Source organism: Azospirillum mesophilum, from assembly GCF_053470405.2.
In genome coordinates this window covers 78477-97805 of record NZ_JBPXMQ020000011.1, presented here as the reverse complement: position 1 = coordinate 97805, position 19329 = coordinate 78477, and the positions used below count along the sequence as shown (strand labels likewise).

Sequence of the window (19329 nt, the reverse complement as noted above, 5' to 3'; positions counted from 1 at the left end):
GGGCTTTTTGGGTCGACCGCTACCGGGCTTTGGCCATTACTTGGCGTCGGCCGCGACCTGCATCTTGACGATCTTGTCGGGGTCGGAGACCTGACCGTTGCGGGCCTGGCTGCCCTTCTTGATGTTGTCGACGAACTCCATGCCTTCGACGACCTTGCCCCAGACGGTGTACTGGCGGTCCAGGAAAGAGGCCGGCGCGAAGCAGATGAAGAACTGGCTGTCGGCGCTGTCGGGATCCGGCGTGCGGGCCATCGACACGGTGCCGCGGACGTGCGGTTCAGCGGAGAATTCCGCCTTCAGCTTCTTGCCGGAACCGCCGGAACCGGTGCCGGTCGGGTCGCCGGTCTGGGCCATGAAGCCGTCGATCACGCGGTGGAACACGACGCCGTTGTAGAAGCCCTGGCGGGTCAGTTCCTTGATGCGGGCGACGTGGTTCGGTGCCAGGTCCGGGCGCAGTTCGATCACCACGCGGCCGTCCTTGAGGTCGAGGTAAAGGGTGTTTTCCGGATCCAAGGCCTTGGCCTCCCCCTGAACGAGAAAGAATGTGGCGAACAGTGCCGCCATGAGAATGCGCGTCCACCGCAACATGCGAAACTCTCCGATGTGCCGATTCCGCTGACGGACCATAGGGTAAACCGGCGCGGATGCAAAGCCGCCCGGCGAACACGATGTCCATACTTTGTCGCAAGGTCTGCCTCTCGCGCGCCGCTGGGCGTGGAAGGTAATCTCCCACGCCGGTGTTCATGACGGATGGTGGTCGATGGCCAAGGGGTGGAGCGTGCGGCGAGGGCTGGTATGGCTGGCGGTGGGCGGCGGGGCGATCGCTGTGCTTGCGGTCTACCGGGCCGAGTTGGCCGGCGGCGCCGCAACCCTGGCCCTGCGCCAAGCCGGCTTTCCGGACGCGGCGGTGACCGTCACCGACCTCGCCCCGGCCCACAGCCGCGCCACCCTGCGCCTCGACAAGGTCGGGGCGGTCGGCGGCACGGTGACGATCGAACATCCGCTGTCCACGCTGCTCAAGGGACGCATCGCCAAGCTGGTGCTGAGCCAAGGGCGCCTGCGGCTGGATGCCGGGAAGGATGGGCGCCTGCGCCTCGCCGGCCTACCCCTTACGGGTGGGAAAGGGGACGGTGGCGCCTCCGGTGGCGGGATCGCGCTGCCCGTAGACGATCTTCGCGTCGAGGACGCCGCCGTCACTCTTGCGACACCGCAGGGGACGGCGCACGGCTCGCTGCGGCTGGCGATGACGGGGGTGGGCACGGAGCAGCAGGGGACGGCGACGCTGACCGCCTCGGCAAAAGGGCTTCCCACCCTTGCCGCCTGGATGGGAGCCGGACCGGTCACCGAAGCGGCCGGAACGCTGACCGCCAAGGCCCGCTTCCGCTGGGGCGGGGAGGGGCTGAAAGGCGAGGGGGATGTGAGAATCGCCGATCTGGGCGGCCGGTTCGGTCCCATTGCCGTTTCCGGCATCAACGGTGTGGTGAGGCTGAGCAGCCTCCTTCCTCCGGTGGTTCCGCCCGGCCAGACCCTGGCGGTCAAGCTTCTGGACGTCGGCTTGCCTTTGACCGACGGGACAATCCGCTTCGGCTATGGGCGCAACGGACGCCTGTCCGTGGAGCAGGCCGAATGGCGCTGGGCCGGCGGGCTGCTGCGGGCCGAGCCGGTGGAGATAAACCCCGCAGCACCAAAGGGCACCGTCGCCCTGCGCGCGGAGGGCATACCCCTTGGGCCTCTGTTGAACCTCGCCGCGGTGGAGGGGCTGGAGGCCACCGGGACCGTGAGCGGCCATCTGCCCGTGCGATTCGCACCGGATGGCATTCATCTGGACGGCGGCGTGCTGGAGGCCGACGCGCCGGGCACCCTGCGCTACGACCCCGCCCGCCCGCCGGGATTCCTGCAGGGGGAGGAGGGCAGCCCGACCGACATGCTGATGGGCGCTCTGACCGATTTCCGCTACGAAAGCCTGCGCGCCACGGTGGATGGGCAGGCCGGCGGCGACCTGCGGGTCGGCTTCGCGATCCGCGGCGCCAACCCCGCATTCTACGATGGCTATCCGGTCGCGCTTAATCTTAAGGTGAGCGGCGCCCTCGACCGGATCCTGCGGCAGAGCCTCGATTCCTACCGCATCCCCGACGCGGTCCGCGACCGCATGACGGAGTTCGAACGAAGAAATCCATGAGACGCACGGTTCTCCTCCGCCACGCCGCCGCGATCGGCCTTGCCGCCGTCGCCGCCACGGCCTGCACGCCCACGGTCAAGATCGAGGCCCCCGACAAGCCCATCGAGATCAACCTGAACGTCAAGATCGAGCAGGAAGTCCGGGTCAAGGTCGAACGCGACCTGGACAAGGCCATTGCCGACGACCCGGCGCTGTTCGGCCTGCCGCCAGCGGAAGCCACCAAAGGTTCGGGCGCCACCAAAGGGTCGGGAGCCGCCAAGGGAGGGAAGGCGCCATGAACCGCATCCTCGCGACGCTCGGGCTGGTCCTCGCGCTCGGCCTCGCCGGACCTGTGCATGCCCAGGACGCCCTGGCGGCTGCCAAGGCCGCGGGGCAGATCGGGGAGCGGCCGGACGGGCTGGTCGGCGTCGTGTCCGGCGCGCCCGCCTCCGCCGCCCAGCTGGCGGAGCAGGTGAACGCCCAGCGCATCGCCCGTTACCGTGACATCGCCCGCGGCAACGGCACCTCCGTGGATCAGGTCCAGGCCCTGGCCGGGCAGCAGCTGATCGACCGGACGCCGGCCGGCCAGTATGTCCTGTCCGGCGGCCAGTGGGTCCGCAAGTAGCGGGACCGGCATGCCTCCCGACCTTCGCGCGCAGCTTCAGGCGAGCCGGCAGGCGCTGAAGGCCTCTCCCGGGGACGCCGGGGCACTGGCCGCCCTGTTCGCCGCCCTGGACGCCCTGGACGAGCCCGGCACGCCGGAGGAGGCGGTGGCACGCTCCGGCTTCGCGGAGGCGCTGCGGCGGCAGGGCCGGGCGGTTGAGGCCGAGGCGCACCACCGCCGCGCTCTGGCGTGGCTGCCCGACTTCGGGGGCAACCACTTCAACCTGGGCCTGACGCTTCAATCGCTCGGACGGCTCGCCGAGGCGGCGGAGGCCTACGGCGAGGCGGCGCGGCTGATGCCGCGTTTCGCGCCGGCGCTCTGCAACCAGGGCGTCCTGCTGCGGGCGCTCGGCCGGCTGGACGAGGCCGAGGACGCTCTGCGCCGCGCCGTTGCGCTCGACGCCGCGCTGGTGCCCGCGTGGCTCAATCTCGGATCGGTCCTCCAGGTGCAGGGGCGGGCGGAGCTTGCCGCGACCAGTTACCGCAGGACGCTCGCCCTGCGGCCCGATCTGGCGGAAGCGCACGCGAATCTGGCGCTCCTCCACAAGGAGGCGGGGCGAATCGCCGAGAGCCTGCCAGGCTTCGAACGGGCACTGGCGCTCGGATTGCCTGACGTTGGCGGCGTGCTGGCGCAGTTGGTGCAGCAACAGAGGCATCTCTGCCGTTGGGAGGGGCTGGCGGAGCGGTCGGCGCGGCTGGTCGCGGCGGTGCGAGACGGCGCCACGCAGCAGGTCCACCCCTGGATCTTCCTTGGCGAGGGCGCCGGGCCGGCGTTGGAGCGGGCCTGCGCGGAGCGCTACACGGCGTGGCGGACGCGCTCCATCCTCTCAAATCGGTTCCCGGATGGTGCGGGGCCACGGGACCGCCTCCGCATCGGGTACCTGTCGGCCGACTACCACGAGCACGCCACCGCCCTTTTGATCGCAGAACTCATCGAGCGGCACGACCGGCGCCGGGTCGAGGTGATCGGCTATTCCTACGGTCCCGACGATGGCGGCCCGATGCGCCGGCGTCTGGTCAGCGCCTTCGACCGCTTCCTCGACCTGTCGGGTTCGTCCCATGCGGAAGCCGCAGCAACCATTCACGGCGATGGCGTCGACGTGCTGGTGGACCTCAAGGGCCACACCCAAAACGCCCGAATCGAGATTCTGGCCCACCGCCCGGCACCGGTGCAGGCGCAGTGGCTGGGCTATCCCGGCACGCTCGGCGCCCAATTCATCGACTATGTGATCGGCGATCCCGTGGTCACGCCGTTCGAGCGGCAGCCTGACTTCGCGGAGCCGATCGTCCAACTGCCGGCCTGCTACCAGCCCAACGACCGCAGCCGGCCCATCGGCACCGTCCCTGGCCGTGCGGTCTGCGGGCTGCCGGAGCAGGGCGTGGTGTTCTGCTGCTTCAACGCCGCCTACAAGATCACGCCCACCCTGTTCGACCTGTGGTGCCGGCTGCTGGGCGCCGTTCCCGGCAGCGTGCTGTGGCTGCTGGAAAGCCACCCGGAGGTCGCCGGGAATCTGCGCCGCGAGGCAGCGAAGCGCGGCGTGGCGGCGGAGCGGCTGGCCTTCTCCCCCCGGTTGCCTTTGCCGGAGTATCTGGCGCGCTACCGGCTGGCCGACCTGTTCCTGGACACGGCACCCGTCGGCGCCCACACGACGGCCAGCGACGCGCTGTGGGCGGGCCTGCCGGTGCTGACGCTGCGGGGCGAGGGCTTCGCCTCTCGCGTTGCTGCAAGCCTGCTGCGCGCGGTTGGGCTTCCGGAGTTGGCGGTTGATTCCTGGGCCGCCTATGAAGCGGCGGCATTGCGCCTGGCGCGTCAGCCGGACGAGGTGGCGGCCTTGAAGGCGCGTCTGGCGGCGGGGCGCGAGCGTGCGCCCCTGTTCGACACCGACCGCCTCGCCCGCGCGCTGGAGCGCGCCTACGAGACGATGTGGGCCATCCACGCCGCCGGGGATCCTCCGCGCGCCTTCGCTGTTCCGGACGAGGCTTGAGCCTCGGTTACGGGAACGGGCAGCGGTCGGCCGTGACCTCCACGAAGGAACGCGGGCCGGCGGTGAAGGTGAAGCGGTATTCGGTGTTGTCGACCACCACCGCATGGTGCAGCGGCAGCACGCCCGTGGCGACGGATTCCTTGCCGCCGATGGCGGTGACCTTGATGGTGACGGGCTGCGCCGGGTCGAACCAGCTTTCCGCCGCGCCCTGCGGATTGCGGGCCGACTGGCCCTCGCCGCTGACGGTCACCGTGCCGTTGCCGAAGCCGACCGCGCGGTTGCCGGACTTCAGCAGCGGCGTGGACAGGGCGAAGCGCTTGTTCTCCGGCTGCTGGCAGTTGCGCGGCGGCTGTGCCTGCGTGATCACGAAGGCGAGGCGGTTGGCGTCCATGCCGCCCTTCAGGCGTTCGGCGACAAGGCTGCCCAAGCGGGCGATGTCCCCGGTCGGCACCTCGCGCTGGAGCCGGCCCTCAAGCTCCGCCGAGCGCGCCTCGGCGGTTCGGGCGGCGTGCTGCATCTGGCTGGCAAGCAGCTCCAGCTCGGCCTTCTGGCGCGACAGGGCGGCGTTTTCCTCCCGCAAGGTCACGTCGCGGCCTTTCAGCTGCTCGATGCCCATCTGGTAGGCGAAGAGGCCGACGCCGAGGATGACGACCGCGAACATGGAAAACTTCCCGAACCCCGCCCAGAAGCGGCGACGGTAGCGACGTTCGTAATCGTAGCGTCCCAGGGACATGGTGCGTGCGATCCGCTCGGAAGGAGAGGGTGCTATGGCTACCCAGAACGGGGCGTCGATGCAACCCCCTGACCTGACCTTTGGTCTGGGGCGTATTGTCCGTTCCCGGCCTGCGGCGATGGGGCGGTCCATCCCGAATGAGGGACCGCCCCGCCGGTTCGATCAGTGGCTGGCCGCGGAGCTGCCGAGGAAGCTGGAGCTGATGCCCGGCGTGCGGAACTCGCCGACGTTCTTGAACACGAAGCGGAAGAAGATCGTGTTGCCGTCGCTCTGCCCGTTCACCGTCGTCGTGTAGTCGCGGCGCGCGATGGTTTCGAAGATCAGGCATTCATCCTGGTAATGCAGGATGGCCTGGCTGGAGCGCGCGCCCGGATTCGGCCTCATGGCCTGGACATGCGCGAGGCTGACCGACCAGGTCGGGGTGAGCTGCGACGTGACGAAGAAGTTGGCCTGCTCCACCACGTCGCGCTGGATGGCGTAGCGGTTCTGCGTCTGGTCCACGTAGGTGTAGGTCGTGTACAGCCGCAACAGCGGAACGCCGAAGACGGCGTTGACAGAGTGGCGCCGCGGCTCGAGCGTGTCGTGGTCGATGCGGAAGCCGTAGTTCACGTCGAACCAGCTGGTCGGCTGGAGGTCGATGCGGCCGACATAGTCGGACCCCTTTTCCTCCAGGCCGGAGCCGCCCTGGAATTCCGACGTCCTGACGAAGCGGTAGCTCTGCCCCAGGAAGATGCCGGCCGACCCGGTCGTGTAGCCATTGATCGACGAACGCAGGCCGTAGGTGAAGCGCGGACCGCCGTCCAGCCGGTCGATACCGGTGAAGCGGTTCGGCATGAACAGGTTGATCTCGTCGAACTCGACGTCGAGGCTGTCCTCGTTCGGGTAGGTCGGGCTGTTCTTGGCCTTCGGCGCCACGGTAAGCTGGCTGATCGGCTCGATCAGCTGCTGCGAGCTTTCGCCATAGCGCACGAACGGGTAGCGCACGGTCGCCTGGGCCTGCGGGAAGAAGCGCAGGAGGTCGGTCGACTGGTTGCCGCGCGTGGTCGGGTCGAGCGGATTGAAGCGGTCGGCGTCGTAGGCGGCGAACAGCGTGTGCGCGGACAGGTTCGTGACGAAGCCGGTGCTGGAGACGATCTCGCGCTCCCAGCCGGGTTGCACGGCGAAGCGCCGGGTGTCGGGGCCGGCGGTTCCGATCCGGTTGACGGCCAGCAGGCTGCTGTCCATCGACCAGCGGCCACCGAACAGGCTTCCGGGTTCGCCCAGCGCGTTCCAGCGCGCCCACGGCAGCACATAGGGCTCCGGCACCGGGTTGCCGTACCGCAGGTCCTGGAAGCTGTAGGCGTTGATCGCCGCGTAGTTGCGGCCGTTGAAGCCCTCCACGTAGGCGCGGCTGGTCAGAACGTCGTCGCGGATGTCGAAATAGCGCCGCAGGTAGAATTCGTCGCTCGCCCGCTTGAGGTCGAAGCCCCAGCGCCAGACGTCGTCGATTTCGAACTGTCCACGCGCGAAGGCATGACCGCGCAGCCGCCGGTCCTTGGGATCCTTGATGCTGCCGTTCTGGAGTTCGCCTTCGGTGATCGAGCCGTCCAGTTGCAGCCGCCCCTGCTCGAACCGCTGGCGGTACTGGCCGCCGAGGTAGGGACCCTGGTTGGAGTAGTAGCCGAGATCGAAGGTCGCGTCCTTGTCGGGCGCGATGTCGTAGTAGTAGTGCCCGATCGCGCCGAAGCCGAGTTCGGAATTGTTGCGGAAGCTCGGCGTCAGGAAACCCGACCGGCGGTCGACGGTGGGATCGGGGTGCGACAGGTAGGGCATGTAGAAGAACGGGACGCCGAACATCTCCATGACGGCGTCCTTGTAGCGGACCTCGTGCTCTTCGTTGTCGTGCACGACGCGGACGGCGCGGATCTGCCACAGCGGGGCGCGGGTCGGGTCTGTTTTGCAGAGTTCGCAAGGGCTGTAGACGCCGCGGTTGATGCGCATCAGCCGCCCTTCGCGCCGCTCGCCCTCGTTGCCGGCCATGCGGCTGTTGTCGGTCATCAGGACGCGGATGTTCTGGACGAACGCGTCGCGCATGTCGTCCGTCAGTTCCGCGTAGTTGGAGAACAGGATGTCGCCCGACGGCTCCACGACCCGGACGTTGCCGGTCGCCGTCACCACCTTGGTCTTCTGGTTGTAGGTGATGGTGTCGGCGCGGACGGTGCGCGCGCCCTGCGACAGCTCCACATTGCCCGAGGCGGTGACGAGGCCAAGGCCCTCGTCGAAGGTCACCGTGTCCGCGTTCAGCAGGACGGGGGGATCCTTCTGTTCCGCCGGCTGTTCCGCCGGTTGCTGCGCGTTGGCCAGATCGCCCACGGCCACGCCGCAAGCGACCATCAGGGCGATGATACCGGAGCGCATGATCAGCGATCCGGTCGTCGCTGCATCGCGCTTCTTCAGGGTGGCGGCGCGAGCGCGCCGGGCATGTCGGGACGGGAGCTGGGACATGCCCGAACGTTTGGGGTAACCAACCGGCCAAGTCAACGCTTTCGCGTTGGACGCTGCGAATTGTCCAAGGACTGTGGCCGGTTAAAGCGGATCGTGATCCGCTTTGGACCGCAAAGGCGGTTCCGGACGCCCATGCGTCCGAAGCCCGGCCGGCAAATGAGGCCATTTAAATCTAAAGCGAACGGCAGTTCGCTTTAGGCGAAGGCCTTGTAGGCGATCAGGGTGAAGGTGTCGCGCACGCCGGCCAGGGTCTGGAGGTTTTCGGTCACGAATCGACCGATGTCCATGTCCTGAGTGAGATAGCACTTCATCAGGAGATCGTACTGGCCGGAGATGGAATGCACCTCCGACACCTGTTCGATCTCCTGAACGGCCTGATCGGCAACCTGATACGCCTTGCCCAGCTCGCATTTGACCATGACGAAGATGGTCTGCATGGCGATCACCCCTCCTGCGAGGATTGCTCGACCGGTTCAGCGGCGACCGACCGGCGGGCCGAACGCAGCATGAAGGCTGGCATATGGTCGCCGAAACCGATCACGGGTGTGTCGTCGTCGTCCTCGTCGCGGCGGCGGCGGCGGTCACGGTCGCGATCACGGTCGCGGCGCGGATCGGAACGGCGGCTTTCGGCGGCGGCCACCGACTCGCGGGGATGGCGTTCCTCGCGCGGCTGACGCTCTTCGCGCGGAGCCCGTTCTTCGCGGGGCGCGCGCTCTTCACGCGGCTGGCGCTCCTCGCGGGCGGCCTTTTCCTCGCCCCGCTCGCGCGGCGCCCGTTCACGATCCTTATCCTTGCCGCGTCCACGGCCGCCACGGCCACGACGCGCCTCGTCCTCGCTGAGGAACTCGGCCGACTCGAGGCCATCGATGGCGATCAACGGAATCTCCCGCTTGATGAGGCGGCTGATGGCCGCCACCTGCTTGCCGTCCAGCGGGCTGGCCAGCATGAAGGCGCGGCCCATACGGCCGGCGCGGCCCGTGCGGCCGATGCGGTGGACGTAATCCTCCGCGCTGACCGGCACGTCGAAGTTGAAGACATGGCTGAGGCCCTGGACGTCCAGGCCGCGCGCCGCCACGTCGGAGCAGACGAGCAGCGTGATGTCGCCCTTCTTGAAGGCCTCCAGCGTCTCCGTGCGCTTGGACTGCACCATGTCGCCGTGCAGCGCGCCGGCGTTGAAGCCGTGGCTCTCCAGCGACTTCTGCAAGATGGCGACGTCGCGCTTGCGGTTGCAGAAGATGAAGGCGTTCTTCACGTCCTCGGTGCGCAGCAGGTGGCGCAGCGCCTTGCGCTTGTCCTCCTCCTGCACCAGGGCCATCGCCTGGGTCACCGTCTCCGCCGGGGAAGCGGGCGGGGCGACGGTCACTTCCTTCGGGTTCATCAGGAAGGCATCGGCCAGACGGCGGATTTCCGGCGGCATGGTGGCCGAGAAGAACAGCGTCTGCCGCATCTTCGGCAGCTTGCTGACGATCCGCTCGATGTCCGGGATGAAGCCCATGTCGAGCATCCGGTCCGCCTCGTCGATGACGAAGACCTTGATGTCGTTGAGCATGATGTTGCCGCGCTCGAAAAGGTCGATCAGACGACCCGGAGTCGCGATCAGCACGTCCACGCCGCGGTCCAGCTTCTTCACCTGTTCGGTGAAGGTTTCGCCGCCGATCAGGAGCGCCATGCTCAGCTTGTGGTGCTTGCCGTAGGTCTCGAAGCTTTCCGCAACCTGAGCGGCCAGCTCGCGCGTCGGCTCCAGAATGAGCGACCGGGGCATGCGCGCCCGCGCCCGGCCGGAGGCCAGGATGTCGATCATTGGCAGGGTGAAGCTGGCCGTCTTCCCGGTGCCCGTTTGCGCACAGCCGAGCACGTCACGGCCTTGCAGGACCCAGGGAATCGCCTGTTCCTGAATCGGCGTCGGCTGGGTGTAACCCTTGTCCTCGATTGCCCGGAGGACGTCAGGTCCAAGCCCAAGTTCCGAAAATAGCATCCAACCTGTTTCTGTCTGGAGTACGAAGATCGAGCCGTCACGGCCCGACGATTAGATGGGGCCGGAGAATATGAAGTCAAAGGGCGCTGTCAATAGACCTTGTGCCGCAAGCGCGCATTGCGTGCAGCGGAAATCCTCGGCTTGGCGGGGCGCGCGCCGTCCGCTAGGCTCCGCCGCAAGCGTGCAAATGGCGGAAATCCAGGGGTTTCGATGGGAATCCGGGTTCCGACGGCGGGCTTCCGCGGCTTGACGCGGCCAAACAAAAAAGGACATGCACCATGCTTCTGTCTTCGGAGCGTTCGGTCCTCCTCGTGGTGGATGTGCAGGAACGCCTGATGCCGGCCATCCTCGAGTCCGCCCGCGTGGCCCGCAACGTCGGCATCCTGCTGAAGGCCGCCAAGGCGCTGGACGTGCCCGTTCTGGCGACGGAGCAGTACCCCAAGGGCCTCGGCCCCACGGTGGAGCCGCTGCGCGACCTCCTGCCGCCCGACTCCGTGGTCGAGAAGATCACCTTCTCCTGCACCGGCGAGCCCGCCTTCCTGGACCGTCTGGCGCGGATCGGGCGCGACCAGATCGTGCTGTGCGGAGCGGAAGCGCATGTGTGCGTGTTGCAGACGGCGTTGTCGCTTGCGGCGATGGGACGCACCGTGGCGCTCGCGGCCGATGCCACCTCCTCCCGTGCGGCCTCGAACCTCGACCTGGCGATCGCCCGCATGCGCGGCCACGGCGTGGAGATCGTCAGCACCGAGATGGTGGTGTTCGAGTGGATGGAGCGGGCGGGCACGCCCTCCTTCAAGGCGGTCAGCGCCCTGATCAAATAACCGTTTCACGCAACTGTTCGGGAGCGGAACGCATGAGCGAAGCACTTCCCCTGATCCTGCTGCCGGGCATGCCGCTGGACGCGGCGCTGTGGGAACACCAGACCCGCCATCTCGCCGACGTGGCGGAGGTGCGCGCCGGCGATCTGACGGGGCGGGATTCCATGGCGGCCCTCGCCGCCGCCGTGCTGGCCGGCGCGCCGGAGCGCTTCGCGCTCGGCGGGCTGTCCATGGGCGGGTACGTCGCGTTCGAAATTCTGCGGCAGGCGCCCGAGCGGGTTGCCAAGCTCGCGCTGCTCGACACCAGCGCGCGGCCCGACACGCCGGAGCAGACGGCCAATCGCAAGGACGCCGTTGCATTGGTGGGGCAGGGCAAGTTCCGGCAGGTCATCGCCGCCGGCCTGTCGCGGCTGGTTCACCCCGACCGGCTGGCGGACGCGGCGCTGGTCGAGTCGGTCCGCGCCCAGGCGCAGCGCATCGGGCCGGAGGGCTACGCACGCCAGCAGACCGCCATCATGAACCGGCCGGACAGCCGGCCGGGCCTTGCGGCGATCCGTTGCCCGACGCTGGTCCTGTGCGGCCGTCAGGACGTGATCACGCCGCCGGACCTCCATGAGGAGATGGCCCGCGGGATCCCCGGCGCGCGGCTCGTGATCGTGGAACAGTGCGGCCACCTTTCCGCCATGGAGCAGCCTCAGGCGGTGACGGCTCTGCTGCGGGAATGGCTGCTGTACGGTTAATGGTGCTTAACAGAGCGGCCCGCCGGCGCACCCCGCATCAGCCCGGCGGGCGGGGAAAAGAGCGAAGGTCATGTCGCTGATCAGGGCCTTGAAGTCCGGATCCGCCGGTCCTTGCGGGCGGTCGAGCCAGCCCGTCGCCGACGACAACGGTCCGCCGCCCCGGCAGAAGGCGCCCTGCACCACGATCGGACCGCCGGGCGGGAGGGTCGCGATCGGCTGTCCGCTGCACAGATAGGAGTTCAGCGTGGTCTGCGCCGGATTGAAGGCCAGCACCACGCGATAGTCCGGCCGCGCCGTCGCGTTCGGCGTGGTGGTGAAGTTCGTGCGCACGCCGATGACGCGGTTCTGCATGTTGTCGGTCACGAGCTGTCCGAAGCTCTGCGCATCCATGCCGAAGGGATTGCCCTGGATGACCACCCGCAGGTCGCGGTCGGCCGCCGCGTAGGCGACCTCGGAGGCCGTGTAGGCCGGTATGGGTTGATCCGCCACCACGCGCTCGTTGGAACAGGCGGCCGCAGCCGCGCACAGGGCGAGGGCCGCGGCGCGGAACAGGATCGTCATGGTGCGCTCCAGACCGTTGTCACAGCAGAGGAGAATGGAGCGCCGGTCCAGCCTCGGCAAGGCGGCGGCATCGAAAGCTTCTGCAATTGCAGGGCTGCTATCGCCAGGCCTTCATGGAAAATGTTGATAGTGGGGAAAGATCCTGTACAACGCTCAGTCGATGCTGCGGCGCGTCCCTAAAGTTCGGCACCGTGCCGCCCCCGTCCTGCACAAATGCTGAGCGAAATCCCATGGCCGCCCCGGTGTCTTCCCCCACATCCTTTTCCTTCCTGGCCAACCTCCGCATCCGCGCGAAGGTGCTTTCCGGTTTTATATGCGTGCTTATGATCCTTCTGGCCGTGAGCACCGTCGGCTTTACCGCTTTTCTGAAGGCGAAGACGGCGTTCAAAGGCTTCGGCGATCGGGTGACGGTGGTCGAAATCGCCCGCGACATCGACCGCAACGTGCTCGACCTGCGGCGCAAGGCCTCGGAGTACACGCAGTCGGGAAGCGAGGATGCCCGGGCCGCTGCGAAGGACGTCATCGCCCTGCTGCGGCGGAACATCCAGGACGGTCTGTCGCAGATCGAAGACCCGGAGCGGCTGGACCGGCTGAAGGCCGTCCAGGCGTCCTTCGAGCAATATGCGAAGAGCTTCGACCAGGTCGTCGCCCTGAAGCGCGACGAGGCCGCGCTGGTCAAGGACAGCTTCGACCCGCTGAGCAAGCGGATGCGCTTCGACCTGGAAACGCTGGTGGCCGCCGCCGGCAAGGCGCGCGACCGGGACGTGGCCGACATGGCCCAGACCGGTCAGCAGACCGTCATGCAGGCCCGCCTTTACGCGACGGTCATGATGGTGCGCCAGGACGAGGAGGCCGCCCAGCAGGCGGATCAGTACTTCAAGGAGCTGCAGAGCCTTATGAGGGCTCTCGACGCCCTGTCGGGCGACACTCCCTACCGCGCCGAGTACGACACCGTCGCGACCGGCACTGAGCGCTATTACGACTCGTTCAAGCGGGCGCGGGAGTTGAGCCGGCAGATCAGCCAGACGGTGAACCAGTCCATGAAGGCTGCCGGCGATTCCATCAGCCGGAACATCGCCGAGATCAAGGATTCGGCCATCGCCGACGAGCACGCGATCAAGGCCGATGCCGAAGCCACGCTGGAGAGCAGCGAGCAGCTGATGATCGTCCTGACGGTCGGTGGCCTCGTCGTCGGCATGCTGCTGGCCTGGGTGATCGGCAGCGGCATCTCGACCCCGGTGATCGGCATGACCGAAGCCATGAAGCGGATCGCCGGCGGCGACCTGTCCGCGCCGGTGCCCAGCCTCGGGCGCCGCGACGAGGTCGGCGAGATGGCCGACACGCTGGAGGTCTTCAAGCGCGGCATGGTCGAGGCCGAGCGCCTGCGCGCCGAGCAGGAGGAGGCCAAGCGCCGGGCCGAGGAGGCGCGCAAGCAGGACATGAACCGACTGGCGGACGAGTTCGAAAGCCAGGTGGAGGGTGTCGTCCAGCACGTCGCCTCCGCGTCGGCCGAGATGACCTCCACCGCTTCCACCATGTCGGCGGCGGCCGATCAGGCAAAGCGGCAGGCCACGACGGTCGCGGCGGCGGCCGAGCAGGCCTCGGTCAACGTGCAGACGGTGGCCGCCGCCGCCGGCCAGCTGCGCGAGTCGATCCGGGAAATCGGCCGGCAGATCGCGCGCTCCACCGAAACGACTCAGGCCGCCGTTCTGAAGGCGGAGCACACGAACGGCATCGTCGGCAGCCTCGCCCAGGCGGCGCAGAAGATCGGCGACGTGGTGGCGCTCATCAACGACATCGCCGGCCAGACGAACCTGCTGGCGCTGAATGCGACCATCGAGGCGGCGCGCGCCGGTGAGGCGGGCAAGGGCTTCGCCGTCGTGGCGAGCGAGGTGAAGAGCCTCGCCAACCAGACCGGCAAGGCGACGGAGGAGATCGCCCAGCAGATTTCGGCCGTCCAGGACGCCACCCGCCAAGCCGTGGAGGCGATCCGCGACATCACCGACACCATCACGTCGGTGAACGAGACGTCCAGCTCCATCGCCTCGGCGGTGGAGGAGCAGCAGGCCGCCACCGGCGAGATCTCCCGCAACGTGGAGGAAGCCGCGCGCGGCACGCAGGAGGTCGCCAGCAACATTGTCGGCGTGTCGGACGCCGCGCACGAGGCGGCGTCGGCGGCCGAACAGGTTCTGACGGAGGCGTCCGAACTGTCCCGCCAGTCGGACCTGCTCGACAAGGAAGTCGTCGCCTTCATCGCCAAGGTCCGGGCGAGCTGACGCGCCGAATCGACGCGCAAAAAGGGGGCTTCGGTCGTGTGACCGAAGCCCCCTTTGTTTTGGCTCCGCGTTCCGGGGTTATACGCGGTCCGAAAAATTCGGACCGCTGCGTTCACACGCCACGCAGGCTTCGGCCCTCGCGGGCCGCGGCCGCCGTCGCGGCCGATACCGTGTTCGAAAAGTCAGAACTTTTCGAACACGGTATTACACGTCGATGTCATCCACGCGGACGAACTTCGCGTTTTCCTGGATGAATTGGAAGCGCAGCTCCGGCTTGCGGCCCATCAGGCTTTCCACCAGGGACTTGGTGCCCTTGTAGTCCTCTTCCTGCTCCGGGTCGGCGGCGTTGGGGACAACGACGCGCAGCAGCGAACGCTTGGACGGGTCCATGGTGGTGTCGCGCAGCTGGGCCGGCATCATCTCGCCCAGGCCCTTGAAGCGGCTGATCTCTACCTTCTTGCCCTTGAACATCTTGCCCATCAGCTCGTCCTTGTGCGCGTCGTCGCGCGCGTAGACGGACTTGGCGCCGTGGCTGATGCGGTAGAGCGGGGGCAGGGCGAGATAGAGGTGCCCGTTCTGGATCAGGCCCGGCATCTCCCGGTAGAAGAAGGTCATCAGCAGCGAGGCGATGTGCGCACCGTCCACATCCGCGTCGGTCATGATGATGACGCGCTCGTAGCGCAGCTTGTCGCTGGAAAAGTCCTTGCCGATGCCGCAGCCGAGCGCTTGGGTGAGGTCGTTCAGCTCCTGGTTCGCCTTCATCTTGTCGACCGAGGCCGAGGCGACGTTCAGGATTTTGCCGCGGAGCGGCAGGATGGCCTGGGTCTCGCGGTTGCGGGCCTGCTTGGCGGAACCGCCGGCCGAGTCGCCCTCGACCAGGAACAGCTCCGTTCCCTCCGGCGTGTTGCGGGAGCAGTCGGCGAGCTTTCCGGGCAGGCGCAGGCGGCGCGTCGCCGACTTGCGCCCCAGCTCCTTGGACTGCTTGCGGCGCGCGCGTTCCTCGGCCTTCTCGATCAGGCGCTCAAGGAGGACGTTGGAGGAGGACGGGTCGCCCGACAGCCAGTGGTCGAAGTGGTCCTTGACCGCCGCCTCGACCAGCTTGTGCGCCTCGGCGGTGACCAGCTTTTCCTTGGTCTGGCCCTGGAAATGCGGCTCGCGGATGAAGACCGACAGCAGGATGCAGGCGTCGCCCACCACGTCGTCGGCGGTGACCTGCCCGGCGCGCTTGTTGTTGGTCAGCTCGCCATAGCCCTTCAGGGCGCGCATCAGGGCGGCGCGCAAGCCCGCCTCATGCGTGCCGCCTTGGGGCGTGGGCACCGTGTTGCAGTAGGTGTGCGAGAAGCCCTCGTCATCCTCCGGCCAGGCGATGGCCCATTCCACGCGGCCCTGCTGGTTCGGGAAGTCCAGGGCGCCGGAAAAGGGAACCGGGGTGAGCGTCTTCCGGTCCTTCAGCGCGGCGGTCAGGTAGTCGAGCAGGCCGCCGGGGAAGTGCAGCGTCTCCTGCGCCGGTGTGGTCGACTCGGGCGACAGCAGCGCCGGATCGCAGCTCCAGCGGATCTCCACGCCCCGGTACAGATACGCCTTGGAGCGCGCCAGCCGGTACAGGCGGTGCGGTTCGAAATGCGCCGCCTCGCCGAAAATCTCCGCGTCGGGGTGGAAGCGGATCGTCGTGCCGCGCCGGTTGATGGCGCCCTGCTTGGCGAGCGGCCCCTGCGGAACGCCCCGGCTGTAGTGCTGGATGAAGAGCTGGCGTTCGCGCGCCACCTCCACCGTCAGCCGGTCCGACAGGGCGTTCACCACCGACAGGCCGACGCCGTGCAGGCCGCCGGAGGTCTGGTAGACCTTGTTGGAGAACTTGCCGCCGGAATGCAGCGTGGTCAGGATTACCTCAAGCGCCGATTTGCCGGGGTACTTGGGATGGTCGTCCACCGGGATGCCGCGCCCGTTGTCGCGCACGATCACCGTGCCGTCGGCCGCCAGCTCCAGGTCGATGCGGCTGGCGTGTCCGGCCACCGCCTCGTCCATGGCGTTGTCCAGCACCTCGGCGACGAGGTGGTGCAGCGCCCGGTCGTCGGTGCCGCCGATGTACATGCCCGGCCGTCGGCGGACGGGCTCAAGCCCTTCCAGAACCTCGATATCCTGGGCGGAATAGGTGTCGGCCTTGCGCGCCGTGTTCTCGAAAAGATCGCTCATGGCCCCACTTTATAGGAATTTCGTCAGGGCTGCGCAAGCGCATGCGGTGGCCTTTATACACGCTTCGCACAATATTTTGTGATGCGGTTTTTCACCCTGCGGAGGAACGATGAGCAACGGCACGCCTGAGGAGTTCAACAGCGGCCCGGCGCTGCGCACCATAGCCATGCCGGCCGACACCAACCCCAACGGGGACATCTTCGGCGGCTGGCTGCTGGCGCAGATGGATCTGGCCGGCGGGGTGGTCGCCCTGCGGCGGGCCGGCGGACGCGTGGCGACGGTGGGCATTGAGGCGATGACCTTCCACAAGCCCGTCTTCGTCGGCGACGAGGTGAGTTGCTTCGCCCATGTGGAGAAGGTCGGCCGCACCTCGCTGCGCGTGCGGGTCGAGACCTGGGTGCGCCGCCAGCGCACGGCGCAGGAGCCGATCAAGGTGACGGAAGGCGTCTTCACCTACGTCGCCATCGGCGAGGACCGCAAGCCGCGCGAGGTCCCGCCGGAGTGACCGGCAATGGAAAGGGGGATGGAAAGGGGGCGGGCGGATCGCCCGGCCCCTTCCGTGACATCATGTCACTGGCTGCTGGAGTTGCCGCTGGTGGTGCCACCGCCGCCGGCCGCACCGCCGGACGTGGCCCCGCCGGGAGCTCCCGGAGCCGGGGTGGCGGTGGAGGGCGCGTTGCCGCTTACGCCGGAGGCGTTCTGCCCCGGCGTGCCGGCCGGGGGCGGCGGGGTCGTGGCCGGCCGTTCGGCCGTCGAGGTGTTGCTTTTCCCTGAGTCGTTCTTGGCCGACTGCTCGTTGCACGCGGCGAGGCCCAGGACCAGCGCCGGAACAGCGGCGAGCCAAAGCTTGCTTCGCATGGAGTGTCTCCCGTCCATGTTACGCAGTGGGTGCCGCGACCGCGAGGAGCGCCGCCACGGCAGTCCCCCCTTAACACGCGATGGGCGTCGGCTATTCCATCCCTGGGGGCGAGTTTGTGGAGCCCGTCTGTCGAAAGGGGTAGCGCCGTTGCCTTCGTTGGAAGCTTGAGCCTTCCAATACTGGTGTGCACAAAGAACGCGGTCCGCTGAATTCTATTTTAATGCTTCTTTTTCGTTTGACCGGCGGAATCGCGTGTGATTCCATCCGGCCATGACCATGCTCACGAACCTCACCGACTCGTTGAAACGCGCGGCGAAAAGCGCTTTCCGGCACACCATCGGCCCGGCCATCGGGGCGAGCGTCGTCGCGTATTTCGTCTACTACGCCGTGCAAGGTGACCGCGGGCTGGTCGCCATGAAGCATCTCGAAACCGAGATCGCGACGGCCGAATCCGTCCTGCAACAGGTGAGGACGGAGCGTGAGCGCATGGATCGGCGCGCGCAACTCATGCGCGGCGACCATCTGGACCGCGACATGCTGGACGAGCGCGCGCGCTCGATGCTGAACCTTTCGGGGCAGCATGACGTCATCATCGCGCTGCCGCCGGTCTATGACCAGGATGATCCTAGCGCTGAGAAACGGCCCAGATCAGTGAATTAACCGCGCGGCGGTTAACGCCGAAATTCGCTTTTAAAAACAGATATTTGCGCGGCTCACGCTTGTCGTGTACTGTGCGCCCCAGGTCCACTTCCGGTGCGAGGGGGATGTTCCCTCGTAACGTGTTGCCGCGCCGGCTGTTCGCATGCCGTCGCCGCATAGACTCTGGGGAGGAAACATGGCCGCGTCACGACGCCGTCCGAAGGCGCAGAATGAATCCGCGCCGAAGCAGGCCGCTTCGGCCGAGGAAATGATCAAGTTCTACCGCGAGATGCTGCTGATCCGCCGCTTCGAGGAGAAGGCGGGCCAGCTCTATGGCATGGGCCTCATCGGCGGCTTCTGCCACCTCTACATCGGCCAGGAGGCCGTGGTGGTGGGTGTGCAGGCGGCGCTGAAGGAAGGCGACGACGTCATCACCAGCTATCGCGACCACGGCCACATGCTCGCCTGCGGCATGGACCCGAAGGGCGTGATGGCCGAGCTGACCGGGCGCCGTGGGGGTTACTCCAAGGGCAAGGGCGGCTCGATGCACATGTTCAGCCGCGAGAAGAACTTCTACGGCGGCCATGGCATCGTCGGCGCGCAGGTGCCGCTGGGCACCGGCCTCGGCTTCGCGCACAAGTACAACAAGGATGACGGCCTCGCCGCCGTGTACTGCGGCGACGGCGCCATCAACCAGGGACAGGTTTACGAGAGCTTCAACATGGCGGCGCTCTGGAAGCTGCCGGTGCTCTACGTGATCGAGAACAACAAGTACGCCATGGGCACCTCGCAGGAGCGCGCCGCCGCCGGCGAGCTGTTCCAGCGCGGGTCCGCCTACGGCATTCCCGGCCATCAGGTCAACGGCATGGATGTGCTGGAGGTCCGCGAGGCCGCCGAAAAGTGGGTGGAATACATCCGCGCCGGCAACGGCCCCGTTATCCTGGAGATGAAGACCTACCGCTACCGCGGCCACTCGATGTCCGACCCCGCCAAGTACCGGACCAAGGAAGAAGTCGAGAAGATGCGGAGCGAGTCCGATCCGATCGACAACATGAAGCGGGTCCTGCTCGACGCCGGTGTCGTGACCGAGGATCAGCTCAAGGAGATCGACCGCGAGGTGAAGGCCGTGGTGACCGAATCCGCGGAATTCGCCCAGCAGAGCCCGGAGCCCGATCCTTCGGAGCTGTGGACCGACGTGCTCGTCGAAGCCTGACGACAAACCATAAGCGGGAGCGGCGCCAGGGG

Annotated in this window: 18 protein-coding genes; 10 read left to right on the top strand and 8 right to left on the bottom strand. The window is 67.6% G+C overall.

Features of this window, described 5'->3' with window-relative positions; translation table 11 throughout:
- Positions 1-36 precede the first annotated feature (36 nt).
- Entirely contained in the window at positions 37-564 is a 528-nt protein-coding gene (locus ACSVC7_RS13105) for a peptidylprolyl isomerase (RefSeq protein ID WP_448204751.1), read from the bottom strand.
- 196 nt (positions 565-760) lie between these two features.
- Here ACSVC7_RS13105 and ACSVC7_RS13100 point away from each other — a divergent pair, with 196 nt between their 5' ends.
- The 4 genes from ACSVC7_RS13100 to ACSVC7_RS13085 are packed head-to-tail and all read left to right on the top strand — an operon-like array spanning position 761 to position 4806.
- On the top strand, positions 761-2179 hold the full coding sequence (locus ACSVC7_RS13100; RefSeq protein WP_448204752.1) for an intermembrane phospholipid transport YdbH family protein: 1419 nt from the start codon (positions 761-763) through the stop codon (positions 2177-2179).
- The gene (locus ACSVC7_RS13095; protein WP_448204753.1) at positions 2176-2457 is read left to right on the top strand and encodes a YnbE family lipoprotein; all 282 of its coding nucleotides are present in this window, start codon (positions 2176-2178) and stop codon (positions 2455-2457) included. Before ACSVC7_RS13100 ends, ACSVC7_RS13095 begins: the two co-directional genes overlap by 4 nt.
- Positions 2454-2783 (top strand): YdbL family probable chaperone protein, encoded by a 330-nt coding sequence (locus tag ACSVC7_RS13090; RefSeq protein WP_448204754.1) that lies wholly within the window; start codon positions 2454-2456, stop codon positions 2781-2783. The genes ACSVC7_RS13095 and ACSVC7_RS13090 overlap by 4 nt, the downstream gene beginning before the upstream one ends.
- 10 nt (positions 2784-2793) lie before the next feature.
- Positions 2794-4806: an O-linked N-acetylglucosamine transferase, SPINDLY family protein gene (locus tag ACSVC7_RS13085; RefSeq protein WP_448204755.1), complete on the top strand. Its 2013-nt coding sequence runs from the start codon at positions 2794-2796 to the stop codon at positions 4804-4806.
- 7 nt (positions 4807-4813) lie between these two features.
- On the opposite strand, the gene ACSVC7_RS13080 is transcribed toward ACSVC7_RS13085, so the two are convergent.
- From ACSVC7_RS13080 to ACSVC7_RS13065, 4 genes are all read right to left on the bottom strand, one after another.
- On the bottom strand, positions 4814-5539 hold the full coding sequence (locus ACSVC7_RS13080) for a hypothetical protein (RefSeq protein ID WP_448204756.1): 726 nt from the start codon (positions 5537-5539) through the stop codon (positions 4814-4816).
- Between the two features lie 162 nt (positions 5540-5701).
- Complete coding sequence (locus ACSVC7_RS13075) at positions 5702-7936, bottom strand: LPS-assembly protein LptD (protein WP_448204757.1); 2235 nt, start codon at positions 7934-7936, stop codon at positions 5702-5704.
- 281 nt (positions 7937-8217) lie between these two features.
- Positions 8218-8460 carry an Lrp/AsnC ligand binding domain-containing protein gene (locus tag ACSVC7_RS13070; protein WP_448204758.1) on the bottom strand — a complete coding sequence of 81 codons (243 nt, stop codon included), beginning with the start codon at positions 8458-8460 and terminating at the stop codon, positions 8218-8220.
- Between the two features lie 5 nt (positions 8461-8465).
- Positions 8466-9998 (bottom strand): DEAD/DEAH box helicase, encoded by a 1533-nt coding sequence (locus ACSVC7_RS13065; RefSeq protein ID WP_448204759.1) that lies wholly within the window; start codon positions 9996-9998, stop codon positions 8466-8468.
- A gap of 278 nt (positions 9999-10276) precedes the next feature.
- Between ACSVC7_RS13065 and ACSVC7_RS13060 the strand changes: the two genes are divergently transcribed.
- Together ACSVC7_RS13060 and ACSVC7_RS13055 are read left to right on the top strand one after the other, a co-directional pair.
- Positions 10277-10819 carry a hydrolase gene (locus ACSVC7_RS13060; RefSeq protein ID WP_448204760.1) on the top strand — a complete coding sequence of 181 codons (543 nt, stop codon included), beginning with the start codon at positions 10277-10279 and terminating at the stop codon, positions 10817-10819.
- 32 nt (positions 10820-10851) lie between these two features.
- Complete coding sequence (locus tag ACSVC7_RS13055) at positions 10852-11556, top strand: alpha/beta fold hydrolase (protein WP_448204761.1); 705 nt, start codon at positions 10852-10854, stop codon at positions 11554-11556.
- Between the two features lie 6 nt (positions 11557-11562).
- Here ACSVC7_RS13055 and ACSVC7_RS13050 read toward each other — a convergent pair whose 3' ends face one another.
- Positions 11563-12117, bottom strand: coding sequence for a hypothetical protein (locus tag ACSVC7_RS13050; protein ID WP_448204762.1), 555 nt, complete (start codon positions 12115-12117; stop codon positions 11563-11565).
- Between the two features lie 113 nt (positions 12118-12230).
- Between ACSVC7_RS13050 and ACSVC7_RS13045 the strand changes: the two genes are divergently transcribed.
- A complete protein-coding gene (locus ACSVC7_RS13045; RefSeq protein WP_483508345.1) occupies positions 12231-14393 on the top strand; it encodes a HAMP domain-containing methyl-accepting chemotaxis protein in 2163 nt (720 codons plus the stop codon).
- Positions 14394-14597: 204 nt separating this feature from the next.
- On the opposite strand, the gene parE is transcribed toward ACSVC7_RS13045, so the two are convergent.
- Positions 14598-16586 (bottom strand): DNA topoisomerase IV subunit B, encoded by a 1989-nt coding sequence (gene parE / locus ACSVC7_RS13040; protein WP_448204764.1) that lies wholly within the window; start codon positions 16584-16586, stop codon positions 14598-14600.
- A 109-nt stretch (positions 16587-16695) separates the two neighbouring features.
- On the opposite strand from parE, the gene ACSVC7_RS13035 reads away from it, so the two are divergent.
- Entirely contained in the window at positions 16696-17091 is a 396-nt protein-coding gene (locus tag ACSVC7_RS13035; protein WP_448204765.1) for an acyl-CoA thioesterase, read from the top strand.
- Between the two features lie 65 nt (positions 17092-17156).
- Here the strand turns inward: ACSVC7_RS13035 and ACSVC7_RS13030 are convergent, their stop codons facing one another.
- Positions 17157-17444, bottom strand: coding sequence for a hypothetical protein (locus ACSVC7_RS13030; RefSeq protein ID WP_448204766.1), 288 nt, complete (start codon positions 17442-17444; stop codon positions 17157-17159).
- Positions 17445-17715: 271 nt separating this feature from the next.
- On the opposite strand from ACSVC7_RS13030, the gene ACSVC7_RS13025 reads away from it, so the two are divergent.
- Both ACSVC7_RS13025 and pdhA read left to right on the top strand, forming a co-directional pair.
- Positions 17716-18105, top strand: a complete 390-nt coding sequence (locus ACSVC7_RS13025; protein ID WP_448204767.1) for an FtsB family cell division protein — start codon at positions 17716-17718, stop codon at positions 18103-18105.
- A gap of 175 nt (positions 18106-18280) precedes the next feature.
- Complete coding sequence (gene pdhA, locus ACSVC7_RS13020) at positions 18281-19297, top strand: pyruvate dehydrogenase (acetyl-transferring) E1 component subunit alpha (RefSeq protein WP_448204768.1); 1017 nt, start codon at positions 18281-18283, stop codon at positions 19295-19297.
- The last annotated feature ends 32 nt before the right edge of the window (positions 19298-19329 follow it).

Bases quoted from the DNA above. Each gene is read 5' to 3' on its own strand.
- ACSVC7_RS13070 (WP_448204758.1), bottom strand. From the start codon at position 8,460: ATGCAGACCATCTTCGTCATGGTCAAATGCGAGCTGGGCAAGGCGTAT.
- ACSVC7_RS13090 (WP_448204754.1), top strand. From the start codon at position 2,454: ATGAACCGCATCCTCGCGACGCTCGGGCTGGTCCTCGCGCTCGGCCTC.
- ACSVC7_RS13080 (WP_448204756.1), bottom strand. From the start codon at position 5,539: ATGTCCCTGGGACGCTACGATTACGAACGTCGCTACCGTCGCCGCTTC.
- ACSVC7_RS13105 (WP_448204751.1), bottom strand. From the start codon at position 564: ATGGCGGCACTGTTCGCCACATTCTTTCTCGTTCAGGGGGAGGCCAAG.
- ACSVC7_RS13030 (WP_448204766.1), bottom strand. From the start codon at position 17,444: ATGCGAAGCAAGCTTTGGCTCGCCGCTGTTCCGGCGCTGGTCCTGGGC.
- ACSVC7_RS13100 (WP_448204752.1), top strand. From the start codon at position 761: ATGGCCAAGGGGTGGAGCGTGCGGCGAGGGCTGGTATGGCTGGCGGTG.
- ACSVC7_RS13075 (WP_448204757.1), bottom strand. From the start codon at position 7,936: ATGCGCTCCGGTATCATCGCCCTGATGGTCGCTTGCGGCGTGGCCGTG.
- ACSVC7_RS13085 (WP_448204755.1), top strand. From the start codon at position 2,794: ATGCCTCCCGACCTTCGCGCGCAGCTTCAGGCGAGCCGGCAGGCGCTG.
- ACSVC7_RS13095 (WP_448204753.1), top strand. From the start codon at position 2,176: ATGAGACGCACGGTTCTCCTCCGCCACGCCGCCGCGATCGGCCTTGCC.
- ACSVC7_RS13035 (WP_448204765.1), top strand. From the start codon at position 16,696: ATGAGCAACGGCACGCCTGAGGAGTTCAACAGCGGCCCGGCGCTGCGC.
- ACSVC7_RS13060 (WP_448204760.1), top strand. From the start codon at position 10,277: ATGCTTCTGTCTTCGGAGCGTTCGGTCCTCCTCGTGGTGGATGTGCAG.
- ACSVC7_RS13065 (WP_448204759.1), bottom strand. From the start codon at position 9,998: ATGCTATTTTCGGAACTTGGGCTTGGACCTGACGTCCTCCGGGCAATC.
- pdhA (WP_448204768.1), top strand. From the start codon at position 18,281: ATGGCCGCGTCACGACGCCGTCCGAAGGCGCAGAATGAATCCGCGCCG.
- ACSVC7_RS13025 (WP_448204767.1), top strand. From the start codon at position 17,716: ATGACCATGCTCACGAACCTCACCGACTCGTTGAAACGCGCGGCGAAA.
- parE (WP_448204764.1), bottom strand. From the start codon at position 16,586: ATGAGCGATCTTTTCGAGAACACGGCGCGCAAGGCCGACACCTATTCC.
- ACSVC7_RS13050 (WP_448204762.1), bottom strand. From the start codon at position 12,117: ATGACGATCCTGTTCCGCGCCGCGGCCCTCGCCCTGTGCGCGGCTGCG.
- ACSVC7_RS13045 (WP_483508345.1), top strand. From the start codon at position 12,231: ATGGAAAATGTTGATAGTGGGGAAAGATCCTGTACAACGCTCAGTCGA.
- ACSVC7_RS13055 (WP_448204761.1), top strand. From the start codon at position 10,852: ATGAGCGAAGCACTTCCCCTGATCCTGCTGCCGGGCATGCCGCTGGAC.